This window comes from Streptomyces sp. NPDC058683 (genome assembly GCF_042716195.1).
Taxonomy (GTDB): domain Bacteria; phylum Actinomycetota; class Actinomycetes; order Streptomycetales; family Streptomycetaceae; genus Streptomyces.
In genome coordinates, this window is the sequence record NZ_JBHXSK010000038.1 from 91373 (window position 1) to 109736 (window position 18364).

Annotated in this window: 14 protein-coding genes; 8 read left to right on the forward strand and 6 right to left on the reverse strand. The window is 70.4% G+C overall.

Annotated elements, in window-relative coordinates:
* Positions 1-161: 161 nt before the first annotated feature.
* On the forward strand, positions 162-1205 hold the full coding sequence (gene mgrA, locus ACFWXC_RS35240; RefSeq protein WP_384485123.1) for an L-glyceraldehyde 3-phosphate reductase: 1044 nt from the start codon (positions 162-164) through the stop codon (positions 1203-1205).
* Between the two features lie 101 nt (positions 1206-1306).
* Here mgrA and ACFWXC_RS35245 read toward each other — a convergent pair whose 3' ends face one another.
* Positions 1307-2359 carry a serine hydrolase domain-containing protein gene (locus tag ACFWXC_RS35245; protein WP_384485125.1) on the reverse strand — a complete coding sequence of 351 codons (1053 nt, stop codon included), beginning with the start codon at positions 2357-2359 and terminating at the stop codon, positions 1307-1309.
* Positions 2360-2619: 260 nt separating this feature from the next.
* On the opposite strand from ACFWXC_RS35245, the gene ACFWXC_RS35250 reads away from it, so the two are divergent.
* The 3 genes from ACFWXC_RS35250 to ACFWXC_RS35260 all read left to right on the forward strand — a co-directional run bounded on the left by ACFWXC_RS35250 (position 2620) and on the right by ACFWXC_RS35260 (position 5230).
* The gene (locus ACFWXC_RS35250) at positions 2620-3288 is read left to right on the forward strand and encodes a response regulator (RefSeq protein ID WP_384485127.1); all 669 of its coding nucleotides are present in this window, start codon (positions 2620-2622) and stop codon (positions 3286-3288) included.
* Complete coding sequence (locus ACFWXC_RS35255; RefSeq protein WP_384485129.1) at positions 3285-4397, forward strand: sensor histidine kinase; 1113 nt, start codon at positions 3285-3287, stop codon at positions 4395-4397. Before ACFWXC_RS35250 ends, ACFWXC_RS35255 begins: the two co-directional genes overlap by 4 nt.
* 212 nt (positions 4398-4609) lie before the next feature.
* Positions 4610-5230, forward strand: a complete 621-nt coding sequence (locus ACFWXC_RS35260; RefSeq protein WP_384485131.1) for a histidine phosphatase family protein — start codon at positions 4610-4612, stop codon at positions 5228-5230.
* Between the two features lie 189 nt (positions 5231-5419).
* Here ACFWXC_RS35260 and ACFWXC_RS35265 read toward each other — a convergent pair whose 3' ends face one another.
* Positions 5420-8176, reverse strand: a complete 2757-nt coding sequence (locus tag ACFWXC_RS35265) for a lectin (RefSeq protein WP_384485133.1) — start codon at positions 8174-8176, stop codon at positions 5420-5422.
* A 370-nt stretch (positions 8177-8546) separates the two neighbouring features.
* On the opposite strand from ACFWXC_RS35265, the gene ACFWXC_RS35270 reads away from it, so the two are divergent.
* The gene (locus tag ACFWXC_RS35270) at positions 8547-10034 is read left to right on the forward strand and encodes an FGGY-family carbohydrate kinase (RefSeq protein ID WP_384485135.1); all 1488 of its coding nucleotides are present in this window, start codon (positions 8547-8549) and stop codon (positions 10032-10034) included.
* 113 nt (positions 10035-10147) lie between these two features.
* Here the strand turns inward: ACFWXC_RS35270 and ACFWXC_RS35275 are convergent, their stop codons facing one another.
* Both ACFWXC_RS35275 and ACFWXC_RS35280 read right to left on the reverse strand, forming a co-directional pair.
* A complete protein-coding gene (locus ACFWXC_RS35275) occupies positions 10148-11305 on the reverse strand; it encodes a DUF3103 family protein (protein WP_384485137.1) in 1158 nt (385 codons plus the stop codon).
* A gap of 242 nt (positions 11306-11547) precedes the next feature.
* Positions 11548-12276, reverse strand: coding sequence for a FadR/GntR family transcriptional regulator (locus ACFWXC_RS35280; RefSeq protein ID WP_384485139.1), 729 nt, complete (start codon positions 12274-12276; stop codon positions 11548-11550).
* Between the two features lie 449 nt (positions 12277-12725).
* Between ACFWXC_RS35280 and ACFWXC_RS35285 the strand changes: the two genes are divergently transcribed.
* The 3 genes from ACFWXC_RS35285 to ACFWXC_RS35295 are packed head-to-tail and all read left to right on the forward strand — an operon-like array spanning position 12726 to position 16474.
* Positions 12726-14519, forward strand: a complete 1794-nt coding sequence (locus ACFWXC_RS35285; RefSeq protein ID WP_384485141.1) for an FAD-dependent oxidoreductase — start codon at positions 12726-12728, stop codon at positions 14517-14519.
* 3 nt (positions 14520-14522) lie between these two features.
* The gene (locus tag ACFWXC_RS35290; RefSeq protein WP_384485143.1) at positions 14523-15569 is read left to right on the forward strand and encodes a maleylacetate reductase; all 1047 of its coding nucleotides are present in this window, start codon (positions 14523-14525) and stop codon (positions 15567-15569) included.
* Positions 15566-16474 carry an intradiol ring-cleavage dioxygenase gene (locus ACFWXC_RS35295; RefSeq protein WP_384485145.1) on the forward strand — a complete coding sequence of 303 codons (909 nt, stop codon included), beginning with the start codon at positions 15566-15568 and terminating at the stop codon, positions 16472-16474. The genes ACFWXC_RS35290 and ACFWXC_RS35295 overlap by 4 nt, the downstream gene beginning before the upstream one ends.
* Before the next feature lie 12 nt (positions 16475-16486).
* On the opposite strand, the gene ACFWXC_RS35300 is transcribed toward ACFWXC_RS35295, so the two are convergent.
* Both ACFWXC_RS35300 and ACFWXC_RS35305 read right to left on the reverse strand, forming a co-directional pair.
* Complete coding sequence (locus ACFWXC_RS35300) at positions 16487-17431, reverse strand: AraC family transcriptional regulator (RefSeq protein WP_384485147.1); 945 nt, start codon at positions 17429-17431, stop codon at positions 16487-16489.
* The gene (locus tag ACFWXC_RS35305) at positions 17428-18345 is read right to left on the reverse strand and encodes a LysR substrate-binding domain-containing protein (RefSeq protein ID WP_384485149.1); all 918 of its coding nucleotides are present in this window, start codon (positions 18343-18345) and stop codon (positions 17428-17430) included. The genes ACFWXC_RS35300 and ACFWXC_RS35305 overlap by 4 nt, the downstream gene beginning before the upstream one ends.
* Positions 18346-18364: the final 19 nt, after the last annotated feature.

An 18364-nucleotide genomic window follows, 5' to 3' on the forward strand; every position in this document is an offset into this window, starting at 1 on the left:
GCCACGGCCGCCACGGATGGCTGAGCGAGGCTCTCTTTGAGAAGTGACACCGATGAATGCGATGTGCGTGAGCTGTTGGACTCGGGAATCGAGCCAGGGCACAGTAGGCACGTTCGTCCCCTCGAACGCCATGAAACCCACTGTCACCTGCGGAGACCCCCATGAACCACGTCGCGGACCCCGAGCGGTACAACGGCACGATGCGCTACCGGCGCACCGGGCGCTCGGGCCTCGACCTGCCCGTGCTGTCCCTGGGCTACTGGCACAACTTCGGTGACGACCGGTCGTTCGAGAGCCAGCGGGACATCGCGCTGCGCGCCTTCGACCTCGGAATCACCCACCACGACCTGGCCAACAACTACGGCCCGCCCTACGGCTCCGCGGAACGCAACTTCGGGCGACTGCTCAAGCAGGACCTCGCGCCGTACCGGGACGAGCTGGTCGTCTCCACGAAGGCCGGCTGGGACATGTGGCCCGGCCCCTACGGCCAGGGCGGTGGCTCCCGCAAGTACCTGCTGGCCTCCCTCGACCAGTCCCTGCAGCGCACCGGCCTCGACTACGTGGACATCTTCTACTCCCACCGCCTCGACGCGAGCACGCCCCTGGAGGAGACGATGGGCGCGCTGGACACCGCCGTCCGCCAGGGCAAGGCCCTGTATGTCGGAATTTCCTCCTACGACGCCGAGCGCACCCGGCAGGCCGCCGCGATCCTGCGGGAACTGGGGACCTCCCTGCTCATCCACCAGCCCTCGTACAGCATGGTGAACCGCTGGATCGAGACGGACGGGCTGCTCGACGCGGCGCAGGAAGAGGGCTTCGGCGTCATCGGGTTCACGGCGCTCGCGCAGGGCCTGCTCACCGGGCGCTACCTCGACGGCATCCCGGAGGGCTCGCGGGCCGCGGCCGGCACGTCGTTCGACACGGACTGGCTGTCGGACGACATGGTGAGCAGGCTCCGCGCACTCAACGCCATCGCCCAGCGCCGTGGGCAGACCCTCGCGCAGATGGCGCTCGCCTGGGCACTGCGTGACAGGCGGGTCACCTCGCTGGTCATCGGCGCGTCGCGTACCGAACAGCTCGAGCAGAACGTCGCCGCGCTGGAGAACCTGGAGTTCACCGCGGAGGAGCTGGCGGAGATCGATACGTACGCTGTCGACGGCGGCGTCGACCTGTGGCACGACGCCCGGACCGGAAAGATGAGCTGAGGCCGTACCTGCGTCGGCCGACGCGACCTTGGCTCCGCGTCGTACCGGCCGACACGGCTCACGCAGGTGTCGGGCCGTGCGCCCGCGGTGACGGCGCACGGTCAGGCGAAGGCGAGCGAGCGGAACGCGTTGCGGATGTGGACGAGGGATCCGTAGTCCCTGGTGCAGTAACGCGTGTTGGTCAGCAGGACGGCCCAGCGGTCCTGTGCGGGGGACAGCCATGCGCCTGCCGCGCCGGAGCCGTAGTGCTCCCAGATGTCGTCGGTCCCGGGGACCGTTCCCGGGGCCGGGCGCCAGAACAGTCCGCCGGCGGGCGTGAGTTCGCCCGTCCGGATGCGCAGCGACTCCTGGATCCAGGCGGTGCCGAAGCCCGGCTGCCCGCCGTCCTGTCTCGGCCGGAGCAGGTGGCGAAGGAAAGCCGCGAGGTCGGGGAGGACGGAGAACACTCCTGAGGTGCCGCAGACCCCGCCGAGCAGACGCGCCGGCAGTCCGTGGGCGGTGCCCCGAAGGCGAGCCCCGGTGATGTCGTCGAATTCGGTCGGCGCGCACCGGGCGGTCGCTTCGTCGGGCAGAGGGCCGTAGCAGGTGCGTGTCATGCCGAGGGGCTGCCACACCTCGGTGGCGGCGAGGACGTCGAGGCTCTGGCCGGAGAGTTCTTCGGCGAGGTAGCCGAGGACGAGGGCGGCGCGGTCGCTGTACTCCACGGCCTCCCCGGGCGGGCGGCGCACGGCGTCGTGGAGGACGCCGTCGCGAATGTCCCGGGGGTCGGTGCCGTACGGGTCCGACAGGTCCGTCCGGACCGGGATGCCTGCCGTATGGGTGAGCAGGTGGCGTGTGCTCACCCGGCCCAGCGGATGTCCGCGCACCGCGGACCAGAAGTCACCCAGTTGCTCGTCGAGGTGCAGCTGGCCGACTTCGACGAGGGATCCGATGGTCGACCACACCGCGAGGACCTCCGTGAGGCCTTCGACGTCGAAGACGGTGTCGTGCCGCATCGGTTCGTCGGGCTGGTCGGGATCCAGGACGCCCTGGGTGCCGAAGGTCATGTTTCCGGAGCGGTCGCCGACGGCCCAGACGGCCCCCGGGTAGGCCTTGTCGCGGGTCCCTTCGCCGACGGCATGGCGGATACGGTCGATGTCGAGGTCGAGGGCCATGGTCTCCCGATCTGTCCTGGGCCGTGTGGTCTCCCGTCGCTCAGCGTAGTGAGGCGAGCGGGGAGGTCCTGGCTGCGCCACGGCGCGCCGGGCGCGCTGTTCGCCGAGGTCGCGCGCCTGCCGCCGGGTCGGCGAGCGGGCGCCGCCCGCCGACCGGCTGAGGTCGCGCCGCCAACCGGCGGGTTCTGCGTGCCGGCCGCCCGGAGGCATGCCCCCGCGGGGGTAGGCATCGACCCGGGCATGCGACGAGCGGAGCGCACATGATCCGGGTACTGGTGGTCGACGACGAAGCGCTGATCCGTACGGGTTTCACGCACATCCTCGAAGCGGCGGACGACATCGAAGTCGTCGCGGCGGTACCCGGTGGCCAGGCCGTGCAGACGGTGCGGGAGCTGTGCCCCGACGTCGTCCTGCTCGACATCCGGATGCCGGACGTGGACGGACTGACGATCCTGGCCGAACTCCGCCGTATGCCGAAGGCTCCGGTGGTCGCCATGCTCACCACGTTCGACACCGACGAGTACGTGACGACCGCCCTGCGTTCGGGCGCCGCCGGATTCCTGCTCAAGGACACCGATCCCGAGCAGCTTCCCTACCTGGTGCGTACCCTGGCGGAGGAAGGGACCGTGCTGTCGTCCAAGGTCACCCGACTGGTGGTGGGCGGCTACCTCGACAACAACGTTCGTGAGCCCACCGCCGTCCGTCTGACCGCTCGCCTCACCGAGCGTGAGCGGGCCGTGCTGGTTCTCATGGCCGAAGGACTCGCCAACAACGAGATCGGCGAGCGGCTGCACCTGAGCACCGGCACCATCAAGGGCCATGTCACCAACGTGCTCGGCAAACTGCGGGTGGGCAGCCGTGTCCAGGCGGCTCTGATCGCCGAGCGCGCGGGCCTGCTCACGCGTGCACAGGACGAGGGCGCCCGATGAGCCTGCGACAGCCGCGGACCGTGCTCATGGACATCTGTCTCGTCGCGATGGCGCTGGCGGACGCATGGGTTCACGTCGACCTCGAGGACCGGCCGACCACGGCCTGCGCGTTGCTCGGCGCCCTCGCCCTGGTGCTGCGCCACCGGCTGCCCCTGACGACCTTCGTCCTCACGCTCCCCACCGGTCTGGTCACCGACGCGGTGGTCGCCCCCACGGTCGCGCTGTACACCCTGTCCTCTCTCAACCGCCACCGTTTCCTGCTGGGCGGCTGCGCACTGCTCTACGCGATCATCGACTTCCTGCCCTGGCCGTGGTCGTCCCTCGACGCCACCGAGCTGTCCCAGACGAACAGCCTGTTCCACCTCAGCTACACGCTGGCCACCGCTGCCGCTCCGGTGTTCCTGGGCCAGCTGGTCCAGGCCCGACGCGAGCTCTCGCTGCGGCTTGCCGACATCTCCGAGGCCCGCAGGCAGGAGCGGCTGCTGACCGCCCAGAGCGTGCTGGCGAAAGAGCGCGCCCAGCTTGCCCGGGAGATGCACGACGTGGTCTCCCACCAGGTCAGTCTCATCGCCGTCCAGGCCGGAGCGCTCCAGGTGGGCGGCCGGGACGCCGAGACGAGACAGGCCGCGGCCACGATCCGCCGCCTGAGCGTGCAGACCCTGGAAGAGCTGCGGCACATGGTCGGCGTGCTGCGGGCCTCCGGCAGCAGGCCCACAGAGCTCACCCCGCAGCCTTCGCTCGCCGACCTGGAGCACCTGCTGGAGGCCGGCGGCATCGAGGCGAAGCTGGAGACCGATGTGCCCGAGGAGCTTCCGCCCACGGTGCAGCGGGCCGTCTACCGGACCGTCCAGGAAGCGCTGACCAACGTCCGCAAACACGCCCCCGGCGCCGCCGTGACGATCCGCATCGGGCTCAGGGAGGGTGTTCTCTGCGCCACGGTCACCAACACCGCCCCCACCCGTAGCCCGCTCGCCCTGCCCAGCGCCCATCACGGCCTGGCGGGTCTGGCCCAGCGGGCGGAGCTGCTCGGCGGCACCGTCACATCCGGCCCCACGGATCAGGGCGGCTACGAGCTCCGGCTGGAACTGCCCCATGGGCCCAACCGGTGAACGACGCCGCCAGGCGAAGCGCAACCGGTGGCCGGTGCCCGGTTCCGGCCGGGCCGCAGGGGTGAGCCGGCCGGTCGGCGGGGTGGTTTCGGACACCTGGCAGATGGTGCCGCAGGGGGGCCCGCACCGACTGTGGAGCACGTGAGGCACGACGTGCCGGCAGCAGTCCGCACCGTCCGAGGCCACGCCCGGCCAGGAAAGAGGTAGGTCCCATGTCGATCCACCTGACACTTCTGTGCGCGCCCGGCGGTGACCCCACTCTGGACCCGCTCCTCGGTGACGCCCATCTGAGCGAGGACAGCATGCACATGGCAGGGGCCGCGAGAGCAGTGCTCTCTCCCTGCGAGCCGGCCATCCGGGCGCCTTCGATCCGCTGCTCGGAGACCGCTGACGCCATCGGTCTCGCGGCGTCGTCCGAGCCCATGCTGCGCGATCTCAACGTGGGCAGCTGGTGCGGTCGCACTGTCGGCGAAGTCGCCGCGACCGACCCTGACGGGTTCACCGCCTGGCTCACGGATCCGGACGCCACGCCGCACGACGGAGAGTCCGTACGACAGCTCTGCCGCCGGTCGGCGGACTGGCTGAGCAGCGTCGCGCCGCACACGGGTCACGCGACGGCCATCACTGAAGCGGCGATCATCCGGGCCGTGCTCATCGATGCTCTGGCCGTACCGGCAAGAGCTTTCTGGCATCTCGCCGTGCCACCCCTGCGCGCGGTCTTCCTCACCTGGAGAGGCGGCTGCTGGGACGTCCAGTTCGGCGGCGTCTCGCCCCAGGAGCCCCGGCGTCGACTTCTCTCTCAACGTCCGATGCTGGCGACGGGTAGAGCCTGACCGGCGCATTCGAGGCAGGGGCACGCCCAGCGCCGAGGGGCGTGCCGACTGGGGGCGGGCGCGGTACGTGGCGGCTGGGGGCCGTGCATCCGCACGCGTTCCCATGTGTCCCGGCCCATCGCTCCGGACCCACGGGAACGCGCCACATTGGAGCGTACGAGCGGGGCTGTCGGCTCCGCCGCCGACGGGTCAGCTCGGGAGTTTCCAGTTCTGGGCCGCCGTGCCGTTGCAGGTGTACAGCTGGAGCTGGGTGCCGTTCGCCGTCGAGGAGTTGGGGTCGTCCAGGCACAGCTTGGACTCGGGGTTGACCAGCGACCCGTTGGTTCCGGCGGTCCACTGCTGAGCGCCGCTGCCGTTGCAGGTCCACAGCTGGATCAGCGTGCCGTTGGTGGTCCCGCTGTGGTCGGCGTCCAGACACTTGCCGAGGGCCCGGACCGTTCCGTCACCGGCGATGATCCAGTCCTGGGCGTACGTGTTGTCGCAGCCCCAGATCTGGACGTGGGTGCCGTCGGAGGTGCCGGAGGACGCGTCGTCCACACACAGGTCCGAGGCCACCGCCGAGGTGAGTGGACCGATGCGCGGCGAAGCCGGGGCCACGGTGTCCCCCGCGTACGAGGGCGGAGCCGCAGTGGCCGCCGTCGCCCATGACGTGTTGGCGGTGGTGCCCAGCGTGAAGTCCAGCGTGCCACCGGCGGTGATCGCCGTGGTCGGAGCGTAGGCGTTGTTCCACGCCGTGCCGTTCCACGCCGCGGACTGGACGTAGGGGGCGTTGTCGGCGGCGCCGTTGCCGTTGACCGTCAGCGTCCGGCCCGAGGGGAGGGTGACCACGGCCTGCGTGAACAGCGGTGAGCCGAGGGCGAGATCGGAGGTTCCGGGCGTCTCGGGGAACATGCCGAGCGCCGACCACACGTACCAGGCACTCATCGCGCCGAGATCGTCGTTGCCGTCGGCCAGGCCGCCCGGGGTGTTCGACCAGATCTGGTCCTGGATCGCCCGGACCGTGCCCTGCGTCTTGTAGGGCTGCCCCGTGTAGTCGTACTCCCACGGGAGCTCGATGCTCGGCTCGTTGCCGACCCAGGCGTAGCCGTTGGCACCGGTGTAGCTGCGCAGCACGGTGTCCAGGTAGTGGTTCATCGCCGTGTTGCCGCCCTTGGCGCGCGTCAGGCCGCCGATGTTGAAGGGAACCATTCCGGTGTAGATCCACGAGTCGGCCTCGACCATGTCGGTGCCGCTGGTGGGGTCGAAGCCGCCGGTCCACGAGCCGCCCGCGTTCCGGGGTTCCACGAAACCGGAGGCGGGGTTGAGCACGTTGCGCCAGTCCTGCGCGCGGTTGGCGTAGGTCTTCTGGTCGGCGGTGTCGCCGAGCGCCCCGGCCATCGCGGAGATCGCGAAGTCCGCGGTGTTGTACTCGAGGGTGGTGGCCACCGGGCCGTAGAAGTTGCAGCAGCCGTAGCTGCCGTCGTGCGGCATGTATCCGGGCGAGTTCAAGTAGGCGAGACCGGGCCGGTCGTTGTTGGTCGTGCTGGCCTGCCTGACCATGTCGGCCAGGGCGGTCGTGGTATCGAAGTTCCGGGCGCCGAAGGCGTAGTAGTCGGCGAGGATGGCGTCCGCCGGGTCACCGACCATGACGTACGACTCGCCGTTGTTCTCCGACCACTTGGGGAAGATCCCGGTCTGCGTGTAGTCGTCGACCATCGACTGCGCGGTGTCCGAGGCGACCTGGGGAGCGACCAGGGCTTCGAGCTGGGCCTGCGAGCGGTAGATGTCCCAGCCGGAGTAGTTCGCGTACACCGCGCTGTGGCCGGCGTCCACGGTGTGCGTCTTCCCGTCGAAGCCGTAGTACTGGCCGTTGGCGTCACTGATCACGTTCGGGTGCAGCAGCGAGTGGTAGAGCGCGGTGTAGAAGCTCTGCTGCTGCGCGGCCGTTCCGCCGGCGATCTGCACCTTGCCGAGCGCGCTGTTCCACGCGTTCTGCGCGGCGGTGCGGGTCGCGTCGAAGTCCCAGCCGGTGTTCTCGGCGGTCCGGTTGGCGACCGCGTTCGCGACCGACACGTAGGAGATGCCGACCTTGGCCTGCACCACCGGGTTGGACGTGGTGTTGAAGGTGACGTAGCCGTTCGAGGCGGCGGCAGCTGGGGCAGCGCTGTCCTGTTGGGGGTTCTTGCCGTGCAGGACCGGCCTGTTGGGGGTCTCGGCAGCGTTCTTCGACGCCTTGGCCGACGCCGAGGACGTGGCGGTCGGCGCCTTGGATGCCGAGCTTCCCTGCGAGGCGAACGGCTGGTCGAAGACCATGTCGAAGTACACGTTGTACGTGTTTCCCGCGCCGCAGAAGTGGCCGCTGGTGACCTGCCCGCTCACCTCTGTGTTCGACACCTTGGTGAACTGTGTCGAGCCGGCGCCGTTCTGACTGCCCGTCAATTTGAAGATCAGGTTGGCCTGGCTGGTCGAGGGGAAGGTGAAACGGGCCATGCCACTGCGCGTCGTGGTGGTCAGCTCGGTGGTCACCTGGTTGCCGAGCGCGACCTTGTACGATCCGGCGGACGCCGACTCGTTCGTGTGGGAGAACGCGTCCGTCGCACCGGTGTTCACGGCCCCTGTCGTCGGCAGCACCGGTATGTCACCCGCCGCGCCGCAACCGGGCCCGGCGATGTGGGTCAGACTGAAACCCGTGATCGAGGTGTCGTTGTACTCGTAGCCCCCACCGTCGGGACGCGACGGAGTGTCCGGGCTCCACTGCACCATGCCGAACGGGACGTCGGCCCCCGGGAAGTCGTCGGCCTGGTTCGACGTTCCGATGAACGGATTGACCAGAGTCGCCGGCGAGGTGACGAGCGCGGCCTTCCCGGCCGCCCACGCGGGCGTGCACAGCCCGGCCGCGGCAAGCGCCGCGGCGGCGAGGAGACCGATCGCCATGGTGCCGGGAGGTCTCGACAGTCGTGTGATCACGGGGTTTGCTCCTCTACTCGGGAGTGGAGGCCGGACAACGTTGTCCTCGCGTCGGGAACGCGACCCCGGATGAAAGGAACGACGCGCCGGGATGTCTTGATCGCCGCAGTCTGACAACGTTGTCCAACCGTGGAGACGAGGTGCCTGGGATACAAGCGCTTTGATGGGACCCTGGACCGCGGGCGCCCAGTAAGCACGGCGGGAACTCTTCGCGAAGCTAGCCACAAGGCAGGGGCATGTCAACAACTGCCGCAAGGCCACCGGTTACAGATGTGACGACATCTCCGGCAGCCGCCCGGCCGAGCCGCGGCCGCCCGCCGGACCGAGCGACAACCTACGGTGGCGCACTCGGCGCCGAGGGAGGCAGTACATGATCGACGTCGTCTTCGGAGTGGACGTTGGCACCTCCAGCACCAAGGGCGTGGTGGTCGACACCGCCGGCCGCGTCCTGGCCGAGGCCGTACGCAGTCACGTGGTCGACCGTCCCCGGCCGGGGCACGTCGAGATGGACGCGCAGGTGTGGTGGGACGAGTTCGTCTCGCTCGCGGCCGAGTTGCTCGATCGCGACGACGTCGCCGTCCGCGCCGTCGGAGTCAGCGGCATGGGCCCGTGCACTCTCCTGGTCGACGACGCGGGAGAGCCGGTGCGTCCGGCGGTGCTGTACGGGGTGGACACCCGCGCCGAGGAACAGATCGCCCGGCTGAACCGGGAGTTGGGGTCGGACACCGTCTTCCGCAGGTGCGGTTCGGCGCTGTCGTCCCAGGCCGTCGGGCCGAAACTCGCCTGGATCCGCGAGCGGGAGCCCGAGGCGTGGGCACGCGCCCGCCGCCTCCTCATGCCCGCCTCGTGGCTCGCCCACCGGCTGACCGGCGCCTACGTGCTGGACCTGCATTCCGCCAGCCAGTGCACCCCGCTGTTCGACATCCACGAGCAGCGCTGGATCCCCGAGTGGGCCGAGCGCATCGCACCCGGCATTGAACTCCCCCCGCTGCGCTGGCCGGGCGAGGAGGCCGGCCGGGTGAGCACGCCCGTCGCGGGCGTCCCGGCCGGGACGCCGGTCATCGTGGGGACGATCGACGCCTGGAGCGAAGCCATCAGCGTCGGCGGCCACGGCGTCGGCGATCTGATGCTGATGTACGGCACCACGATGTTCCTGGTGAACACCGTCGACCGGCTCGTGACCAGCCCGTCGATGTGGTCCACGGTCGGCGCCCTGCCCGGCACCCGTTGCCTGGCCGGCGGTATGGCCACCTCCGGAGCCGTCACCGACTGGCTCGGGCACCTCTTCGGCGACGTCGACCTCGGCGTGCTGTTCGACGAGGCGGCCGCCTCGCCCCCGGGTGCGAACGGCTTGGTGATGCTGCCGTACTTCGCCGGGGAACGGACACCCGTCATGGACCCCGACGCCCGGGGCGTGATCGCGGGCCTGACGCTGGGTCATACCCGGGGCGACCTGATGCGGGCGGCGCTGGAGGCCACCGCCTACGGTGTCCGGCACAACGTCGAGACGATGCTCGCGGCCGGCGCCGACATCCGACGGATCGTGGCGGTCGGCGGCGGCACCCGGGGCGGACTGTGGCCTCGGATCGTCAGCGACGTCACCGGTCTCGAACAGATCCTCACCCGCACGACCATCGGTGCCAGCTACGGTGCGGCCTTCCTCGCCGCCGGGCTGATCGGGCGACCGGACATCACGGCCTGGAATCCGGCGGTGTCCGTGGTCCGGCCCGATCCCGTCACCGCGGGTGTCTACGACCGCCGGTTCTCCCAGTACCGGGTCCTGTACGAGAACACCACCGCGGTCACCCACGCCCTGGCCCACGACCAGAACACCGGCGGTGAAGAAGACACCCCGTGACGTCGCCTACGCCTGCCCGCGCCGTCCGAGCGTGCGCTCGGACGGCCGTGTCCTCGGCGCGGACCGGCGCGTTCGTCGAGGTACGGCGGCCGGTCCGCGCAGGCGTGCGAGGTCTAGAACTCCTCGACGAAGTAGGGCTCGACGGTCATCCAGCCGTTGCCCGAGGCGCCGTTCAGCCGGCCCGAGGAGTTCTGGGCGAGGGTGTACCAGGACTCCACGTAGTCGGGGTCGTCGGTGAACCAGCTGTCGGGGATCGCGCTCAGGACCGCGTTCACCAACGGGATGTAGGTGCCCTGGTCGGTCACGGTGAGCAGCGCCGTGGTGATCGCCTGCGCCAGCGCACGGTAGTTGGTGCCGTCGTCGTCCTCCATCATGACGACGTCGGCCAGGTTGTACTTGTAGTTCGACCAGTTGACCAGGATCTGGTTCGGGTAGTAGACGGTGCCGTCGTCGTCCAGGTAGGGCATGTCCACCGAGTCGACGCGCGCCGTGCCGTCCTGGCCGAAGCCGGTCACCAGCGAGAACATCTCGGCGGATCCCTTGAACCAGGGCTCCTGGTCGTCGTTCACCTCGACGGCCGTGACCTTGGTCGCCCACCAGCCCCCGGTGCTCGCGGCGTCGGCGCGGTTCGCCGCCTTCGACGGGAGGGAGATCAGCCCCTTGTCGGCGAAGGCCTTCCGCAGCACCTTCAGGCCGGCCCGGTGAGCCTTGGTGACGTCGATGTCCAGGACGTACAGCGGGCGGTCGGGGACGCGCGCGGTGTCGACGGCGTGGGCGCGGCCCTGACTGTCGTACGCCGTGATGGTCCTGGCGTCGTCGTCGGCCGCGGCGACGGCGATCCAGGGAGTGGTCTCGGCGTTCAGGTGCGACCGCATGGACGGCGCGCCCAGCCGAACGCGCAGCAGCGACCCGGTCGACGCGGGCAGGCCCTTCAGGCCCGCGATGCGACGGTCCGCGGCAGAGACGGAAGCGAGCAGCTTCCTGCCCTCCGGAGCGGCGGTCCTGCCTGCCAGCGCCTGGAGGTCCACGTCCTCGGTGCCGAGCGCGGCCGCACGGACCTGCTCACGCCACTGCGGGTCGCGCAGCGAGGCGGACAGCGCCCGCGCGATCTCCTGCTCGGTCGACCGCACCGGAGACTTCCGGAACGGCGTGGCCTGGTCCCCCGTGTCCCGCACCGGCGCGGCGATCGCCGGCTGGACGGTGCCGCCGATGACCGCGGACAGCATCACGCCGATGAGGACGCCGCGTCTCTTGCTTGATCTGCTCACCATGCTCCTTGTGTTGTTGGTCGCCGCCGCGCCCACGGTGAACGGGCGGCTGTCCTGGGGGTGATGGGCCCGGATTGCCTCGGGCACCTGAGGGGTCGCCGCGTGCGTGGTCCCGCCCCGCCGGGCGTTCACCAGGGCACACCGATATTGACCCGTACATGACAGACAAGGAAACGTGCGATGAACCGGCATCCGCGCGTGACCGGAGCCATGCCGAGGCCCGGAGTCGTCGCCGGGAAGCGCGGCTAGCGGGGGCTGTCGGCGGTCGGCCGCCCGCGAGGGCTGCGCAGCGAACCGAGCATGATCTTCTCGGTGCCGGCCAGATACGTCTCCGCCGCGCGCCGCGCCTCCTCGCCGTCCCGGTCGACCACGGCCCGTACCACCGGCGCGAGCCGGTCCGTCGCCCGCGCCGCGTCCTCGAACGGCGCCCGCAGCGAGGCCCGTACCGGAAGGTAGGCGTTGAACAGGGTGTTCGTGAGGAGCAGATAGACCCGGTTCCCCGTGGCCCGCGCCAGTTCGCGATGCACTTCCGCGTCGGCGAGCTGGACGGCGTCGGCGTCCGGGCCCTCCGCGACCTGACGCAGCAGGTGTTCCAGCCGCCGGGCCTGTCGTTCCGTGCGCCGGTCGGCCGCGCGGCCGGCGATCAGGGTGCCGATCTGCCGCCGTACCTCGAAGACCTCCCGCAGCCACGTGGGGTCCTGTGCGGCCAGCATCGGAAGCAGGTCGGCGCCGCCGACCCGCAGGTAGTCCAGGATGCGCGTGCCGATGCCGTGCCGGGTGCTCAGCAGTCCCGCCTGCTCCAACCGGGTCAGCGCGTGCTTCAAGGTCGTACGGGTGACCCCGTACCCGGCGGCCAGCTCCCTCTCGGGGGGCAGCAGGGATCCGGGTTCGTGCGTGCCGCTCAGGATGTCGTCACGCAGCCGTGCTTCAAGCAGGTCGACCACGGTTCGGCGCGGAATGCTTTCGACGGCCACGGAGGATCTCCCAGGCTTCGGTCAGTGGTTCAGCGGCTCACTGGTCTAGCGACCCGCTGGTTCAGCGACTTCTTGGTCTAGTGGCTCAGCCACTGCCTCAGTGAAGCAGCCACCCGACCGCCACGTCAATTACCTGATGGCACAGAGGAGTTGTGCAGGGGTACGCGCGTAGAGGACCGGCGCGCGGACCAGCGGTGTGAGGCCTGCGGCCTGCCGCGGCCGGCCGGGCTCGTGCCGGCCGGGCTCGTGCCGGCCGGGAGACACCCGGCCTCGTGCGGCATGCTCCGCGACAGCCGTGCGTTCGGACCCCGCGGTGTGACCGGTCTTTCGTGGATCCGCCATCTCTTGGTGTATCCGCCGACCTCGCCGCCGCGCTGTTCCGTCCCGTCCGAGTCGGTCTCAGACTGGCGCAGCCGGCAACGCCGCCGGATCGATGAAAGGTCAGCACGATGCCCATGTTCAACGACGGGATGTCCGAGACCGAGCTGCCGGCCGACTCGGCCGTCACGACCGACGTCGTGGTCGTCGGTTCCGGTCCCGCGGGCGCCTCCGCGGCGCTGCTGCTGGCGACGCTGGGCGTCGACACCATCATGATCACGAAGTACCGGTGGACGGCGAACACCCCCCGCGCGCACATCACCAACCAGCGCGCGATGGAGGTCTTCCGCGATCTGGGCATCGAAGGGCAGGTGCTGGCCGACGCCACGGACCACTCCCTCGTCGGCGACACGGTGTTCTGCACCAGCATCACCGGTGAGGAGATCGGCCGTATCCACACGTGGGGAACCCGGCCGGACCGCGAGGCGGACTACCGGCTGGCGTCCCCCTGCCTGACCGTCGACATCCCACAGACGTATCTCGAGCCGATCCTGGTCCGCAACGCGACGCAGCGCGGCGCGCAGACCCGGTTCTCCAGCGAGTACCTGTCCCACACCCAGGACGCCGACGGCGTCACCGTGCGGGTGCTGGACCGGCTGACCGGGCACGAGTACAGCATCCGCGCGAAATACCTGATCGGCGCGGACGGTGCCCGCTCCAAGGTTGCCGCGGACATCGGTCTGCCGTTCGAGGGCGCGATGGACATCGCCGGCTCGATGAACATCACGTTCAAGGCCGACATCAGCCGCTACGTCGCCCACCGGCCGTCCGTCCTGTACTGGGTCGTCCAGCCCGGCTCGAACGTCGGCGGCATCGGCGCCGGGCTCGTGCGCATGGTGCGCCCGTGGAACGAGTGGCTGATCGTGTGGGGCTACGACATCGCCGGGGAACCCCCGGTCGTGGACGAGGCCGCTGCCGTGCAGATCGTCCGCAACCTCCTCGGAGCACCCGACCTGGAAGTGGAGATCACCGGCACCAGCCTGTGGGGCAACAACGAGATGTACGCGACGCGGCTCCAGCAAGGCCGCGTGTTCTGTGCGGGCGACGCCGTGCACCGGCACCCGCCGAGCAACGGTCTGGGCTCCAACACCTCCGTCCAGGACGCCTACAACCTCGCGTGGAAGATCGCAGCCGTGCTCAAGGGGCATGCGGGGCCAGGGCTGTTGGAGACCTACACGGCCGAGCGGGCTCCCGTCGCCGAGCGCATCGTGAAGCGCGCCAACAAGTCCAGCCGCGAGTTCATCGACATCTTCGAGGCACTGGGCGTTCTCGGGGCGCCGGACGAGGCCGCGATGACGGCCGCCATCGAGGAGCGCAAGGCCAACACCCCTGCCGGAGCCGCCAAGAGGGCCGCGCTGGTGCGCGCGATGGAGCTGAAGAACTACGAGTTCAACGCGCACGGCGTGGAGCTCGGCCAGCACTACACCTCGACGGCCGTCGTCTCCGACGGCAGCGAACTGCCCGCGCCCGCACGCGATGCCGATCTGTACTACGAGATGTCGACCGTCCCCGGCGCGCATCTGCCGCACGCCTGGGTCGGAGACAGTGCACACCGTCACGCGCTGATGGACCTGGCGCCCTACGACCGTTGGACGCTGCTGACCGGCATCGCGGGCGAGGCGTGGGAGCGGGCGGCCGAAAAGGTCGGCGAGGAGTTGGGCGTCCCGCTCACGACCGTCGTCATCGGCCCGGGCCGGGAAGTGACCGACCTCTACTACGACTGGGCCAAGCTGCGCGAGGTCGACGAGAGCGGTGTACTGCTGGTACGGCCCGACAAGCACATCGCGTGGCGGGCCATGGAGCTGCCCGACAACCCCGAAGATCAGCTGCGCGATGCCCTGCTCGCCGTCCTGGGAAGGGACTAGACCGTGCGGTTCGTCCACGACACGCTGCCGCAGCGGGTGCGGTTCGCCTCCGGCGCCGCCGAGGAGGGCCTGGCCGCGGAGGTCGCCGCGCTCGGCGCCCGGCGGGTGATGGTCATCGCGGGGGCGTCCGAGCGGGAGCTCGCCGATCGCGTCACCGCCGGCCTGCCCGTGGTCCACCGGCACGACGACGTCGTCATGCACGTGCCCGTCGAGGTCGCCCTGCGGGCTCGTGCGGCGGCCGCCGAACGGGACGCCGACGCCCTGATCAGTATCGGCGGCGGCTCCACCACGGGCCTGGCCAAGGCGGTCGCGCTGACCACCGGGCTGCCGATCGTCGCCGTCCCGACCACGTACGCCGGCTCGGAGGCCACCGCCGTGTGGGGGCTGACCGAGGACTCCGTGAAGACCACCGGTACGGACGCGAAGGTCCTGCCGCGTGCCGTCGTCTACGACGCCTCGCTGACGCTCTCCCTTCCGGTCGAGCTGAGTGTCGCTTCGGGGCTCAACGCGCTCGCCCACTGCGTGGACTCCATGTGGGCACCGCGGACCGACCCGATCGACCAGGCCCTCGCCGCCGAGGGCGTGCGGGCTCTGCGGGCGGGGCTGCCGCTGGTCGTCAAGGACCCGCAGGCACTGGAGGGCCGGGAACAGACCTTGTACGGCGCCTACTTGGCCGCCGTGGCGTTCGCCTCCGCCGGGTCCGGACTGCACCACAAGATCTGCCATGTGCTGGGCGGCATGTTCAACCTTCCGCACGCCCAGACCCACGCGGTGGTCCTCCCCCATGTCCTCGCCTTCAACGCGCCCTTCGTCCCTGACGCCGAACGGCGCCTGGCCGCGGCCTTCGGTTCCCCGACCGCTGTCGAGGGGCTCGCCGATCTCCGTGACCGGCTCGGTGCGCCGCGCTCGCTGCGCGAGCTCGGTATGCCCCGGGACGGTGTGGCGGCCGTGGCCGAGGCCGTCGTGGCCGCCGCACCCGCGGGCAACCCGCGGCCCGTCACACTCGACGCGATCACCGATCTGGTCCGGAACGCCTGGGAAGCCCGATGAACGACACCCCCACCCCCCGAGTCCCCGTCCCGGCCGAGCAGCAGGAGCGTGAGGAGCAGATCACCCACCAGGTGCTGGCGTCCTTCGCCGACTGCACCGACCCTCGGCTGCGCGAGATCATGCGGTCGCTCGTCCACCACCTGCACGCGTTCGTCCGCGAGGTCCGGCTCACCGAGGGCGAGTGGAGCAAGGGGATCGAATTCCTCACCCGCACCGGTCACATCACCGACGAGCGCCGCCAGGAGTTCATCCTGCTGTCGGACGTGCTCGGAGCCTCCATGCAGACGGTCGCCGTCAACAACGAGGCGTACGGCGACGCCACCGAGGCCACCGTCTTCGGCCCGTTCTTCGTCGACAACAGCCCCGAGATCGCCCAGGGCGGCGATCTCGCCTTCGGGGCCGCCGGAGAACCCTGCTGGGTGGAGGGCACCGTCACCGACTCCGCCGGGAAACCCGTGGCCGGGGCGCGGATCGAGGTGTGGGAGGCCGACGAGGACGGCTTCTACGACACGCAGTACGGGGACGACCGGATGGCGGCGCGCGCGCACCTGTTCAGCGACGCCGACGGCGGCTACCGGTTCTGGGGGCTCACGCCGACGCCGTATCCGATTCCGCACGACGGACCGGTGGGAGCGCTGCTGGCGGCGACCGGCCGTTCGCCCATGCGCGCCTCCCATCTGCACTTCATGGTGAGCGCTCCCGCGCTGCGCACGCTGGTCACGCACATCTTCGTCCGCGGTGACGAACTGCTGGACCGGGACTCCGTGTTCGGGGTGAAGGAGTCGCTCGTCAAGGACTTCGTGACGCAGCCGGCGGGCACGCCCACACCGGACGGGCGCGACCTAGGCGGGCGGTCCTGGTCCCGGGTCCGCTTCGACATCGTGCTGGCACCCGACGGCGCGTGATCCCGCGCCCCGCTACGACCGTGCGCGCGCCTCGCGCAGGACGTCGGTGGCGCGCAGGCCGTAGCGTTCCTTGAACCGGTGGGAGAAGTGGGCGGCCGAGGCGAACCCGCAGTGTGCGGCCACCTCGGCGACGGTCGCCTCTCCCCCGGTGCCCAGCAGCGTGCGGGCTCGTTCGAGGCGGCGGTGCAGCAGGTACCGCGGCACGCTCGTGCCGCCCGAGGCGAACACCCGGGACAGATGGCGCTCGCTGATCCCGATGCCGCGGGCGATGCGGGCCGCCGAGAGCCCCAGGTCGGCCAGGTGGTCGTCGATGTAGGTCTTCGCGACGGTCAGGTGGACGGTGGAGAGGGAGGGGGCGCGGCCGCTCGCGGCGGATACGAGCAGGTCCAGCACGGCGTCCTCGTCCACGTGCGCGGCGACGGAGGATTCCGCTGGCAGTGCCCGGGCCACGAGGGCGGCGAGAGTCCGGGTGTGGACCGCGCCGGCGTCGATGACCAGCGGCTGCGCCAGGGAGGGCGGCCCGCCGAGGTCACGCCACACCGTGTGGGGGATCTTGACCGCGAGTTCCTCCAGGCCGTGCGAGAAGCCCCGGATGAAGGGCTGGTCGGCGTCGCAGACCAGCAGCTGTCCCGGATGCAGCAGCCGTACGCCGTCGTCGTAGTAGAAGAAGGCGTCACCGGCCAGGGTCAGATAGCAGGCCACGGCGTCCGAGGGCACCCGGCGGATCTCGGCGTCGGGTCGTTCGACGACGTGGGGGCTGCCGAGGACCCGGGCGAGATGTGCTCTGGGAAGCTGGAGGTTGATCTCCGTCGCGTCCAGGGCGGTGTCGTGCAGGGAACGGCAGCGCAGCCCGATCAGGGCCTCGGCATTGTGCTCTTCCCACAGGGCGATGCGTTCCGCCTCGGGAAGACCGGTCGTACTGAAGCGCACCGGAGCACCGGTCGTGCCGCTCGTCATCCCTCCAGCGTAGAGGGCGGGACGTGCCGGTGTTCGGGACCGTCCACACATTCTTTGATCACTGACGCGACCTGTACGGTGGCGGGCGTGGTGCGCCTGGCATGGCTCGCGAGGACCAGATCGACGGATTCCGTCTGGGTGAGGGGTACGTAGGCGACGCTGGCGAGGCGGAGGCTCTGTACCGGTGAGGGCACGAGGGCGACGCCGTGTCCGGCGGCCACGAAGACGACCAGTGTGGCGGTCTCCCCGACCTCCATCAGTGAGGTGGGCTGGAATCCGGCGCGCCGGCATGCGGCCAGGACCCGGCCGTGCATGGAGGATCGCGAGGGGTGGACGACGAACGGCTCGTCGGCCAGGGCCTTCAGCGAGATGCGCCGCCGGGCCGCCAGGGGATGGTGCGAGGGGAGCACGGCCACCAGGGATTCGGAGCGCAGGGGTGTGGTGCGGATGTCCTCGTGGTCGGCGGGGCCGCGCAGGACCGCCAGGTCGTAGGTGCCGGCGAGCAGTCCGTCGACCAGGTCGGGGGTGAGGAGTTCGCCGCGCAGGTCCATGGTGATCCCGGGCAGTCGGGCGCGTACGGTGCGGGCGACCTGCGGCAGAAGGTCGTAGGTGGCGGTGCCGATGAAGCCGGTCGAGACCCGTCCGGCGTGGCCGTCGGCCAGCTCTGTCATGTGCCGGCGGGCGCGCTCCTCCTCCGCGACCAGGGTGCGGGCGTGCTCCAGCAGGTGAAGTCCGGCCTCGGTCAGGGCGACGTGCCGGGTGGAGCGGGTGAACAGGGTGGTCCTGAGCTCCTTCTCCAGCTGTTTGATCTGCTGGGAGAGGGCCGGTTGAGCCACGTGCAGACGGGTGGCCGCCCGTCCGAAGTGGCATTCCTCGGCCAGCGCCAGGAAGTACCGGATCTGCCGCAGCTCCATACCCCCATTCTATAAGATC

Bases quoted from the DNA above. Each gene is read 5' to 3' on its own strand.
- ACFWXC_RS35275 (WP_384485137.1), bottom strand. From the start codon at position 11,305: ATGGTGAGCAGATCAAGCAAGAGACGCGGCGTCCTCATCGGCGTGATG.
- ACFWXC_RS35305 (WP_384485149.1), bottom strand. From the start codon at position 18,345: ATGGAGCTGCGGCAGATCCGGTACTTCCTGGCGCTGGCCGAGGAATGC.
- ACFWXC_RS35245 (WP_384485125.1), bottom strand. From the start codon at position 2,359: ATGGCCCTCGACCTCGACATCGACCGTATCCGCCATGCCGTCGGCGAA.
- ACFWXC_RS35260 (WP_384485131.1), top strand. From the start codon at position 4,610: ATGTCGATCCACCTGACACTTCTGTGCGCGCCCGGCGGTGACCCCACT.
- ACFWXC_RS35295 (WP_384485145.1), top strand. From the start codon at position 15,566: ATGAACGACACCCCCACCCCCCGAGTCCCCGTCCCGGCCGAGCAGCAG.
- ACFWXC_RS35285 (WP_384485141.1), top strand. From the start codon at position 12,726: ATGCCCATGTTCAACGACGGGATGTCCGAGACCGAGCTGCCGGCCGAC.
- ACFWXC_RS35250 (WP_384485127.1), top strand. From the start codon at position 2,620: ATGATCCGGGTACTGGTGGTCGACGACGAAGCGCTGATCCGTACGGGT.
- ACFWXC_RS35270 (WP_384485135.1), top strand. From the start codon at position 8,547: ATGATCGACGTCGTCTTCGGAGTGGACGTTGGCACCTCCAGCACCAAG.
- ACFWXC_RS35300 (WP_384485147.1), bottom strand. From the start codon at position 17,431: ATGACGAGCGGCACGACCGGTGCTCCGGTGCGCTTCAGTACGACCGGT.
- mgrA (WP_384485123.1), top strand. From the start codon at position 162: ATGAACCACGTCGCGGACCCCGAGCGGTACAACGGCACGATGCGCTAC.
- ACFWXC_RS35255 (WP_384485129.1), top strand. From the start codon at position 3,285: ATGAGCCTGCGACAGCCGCGGACCGTGCTCATGGACATCTGTCTCGTC.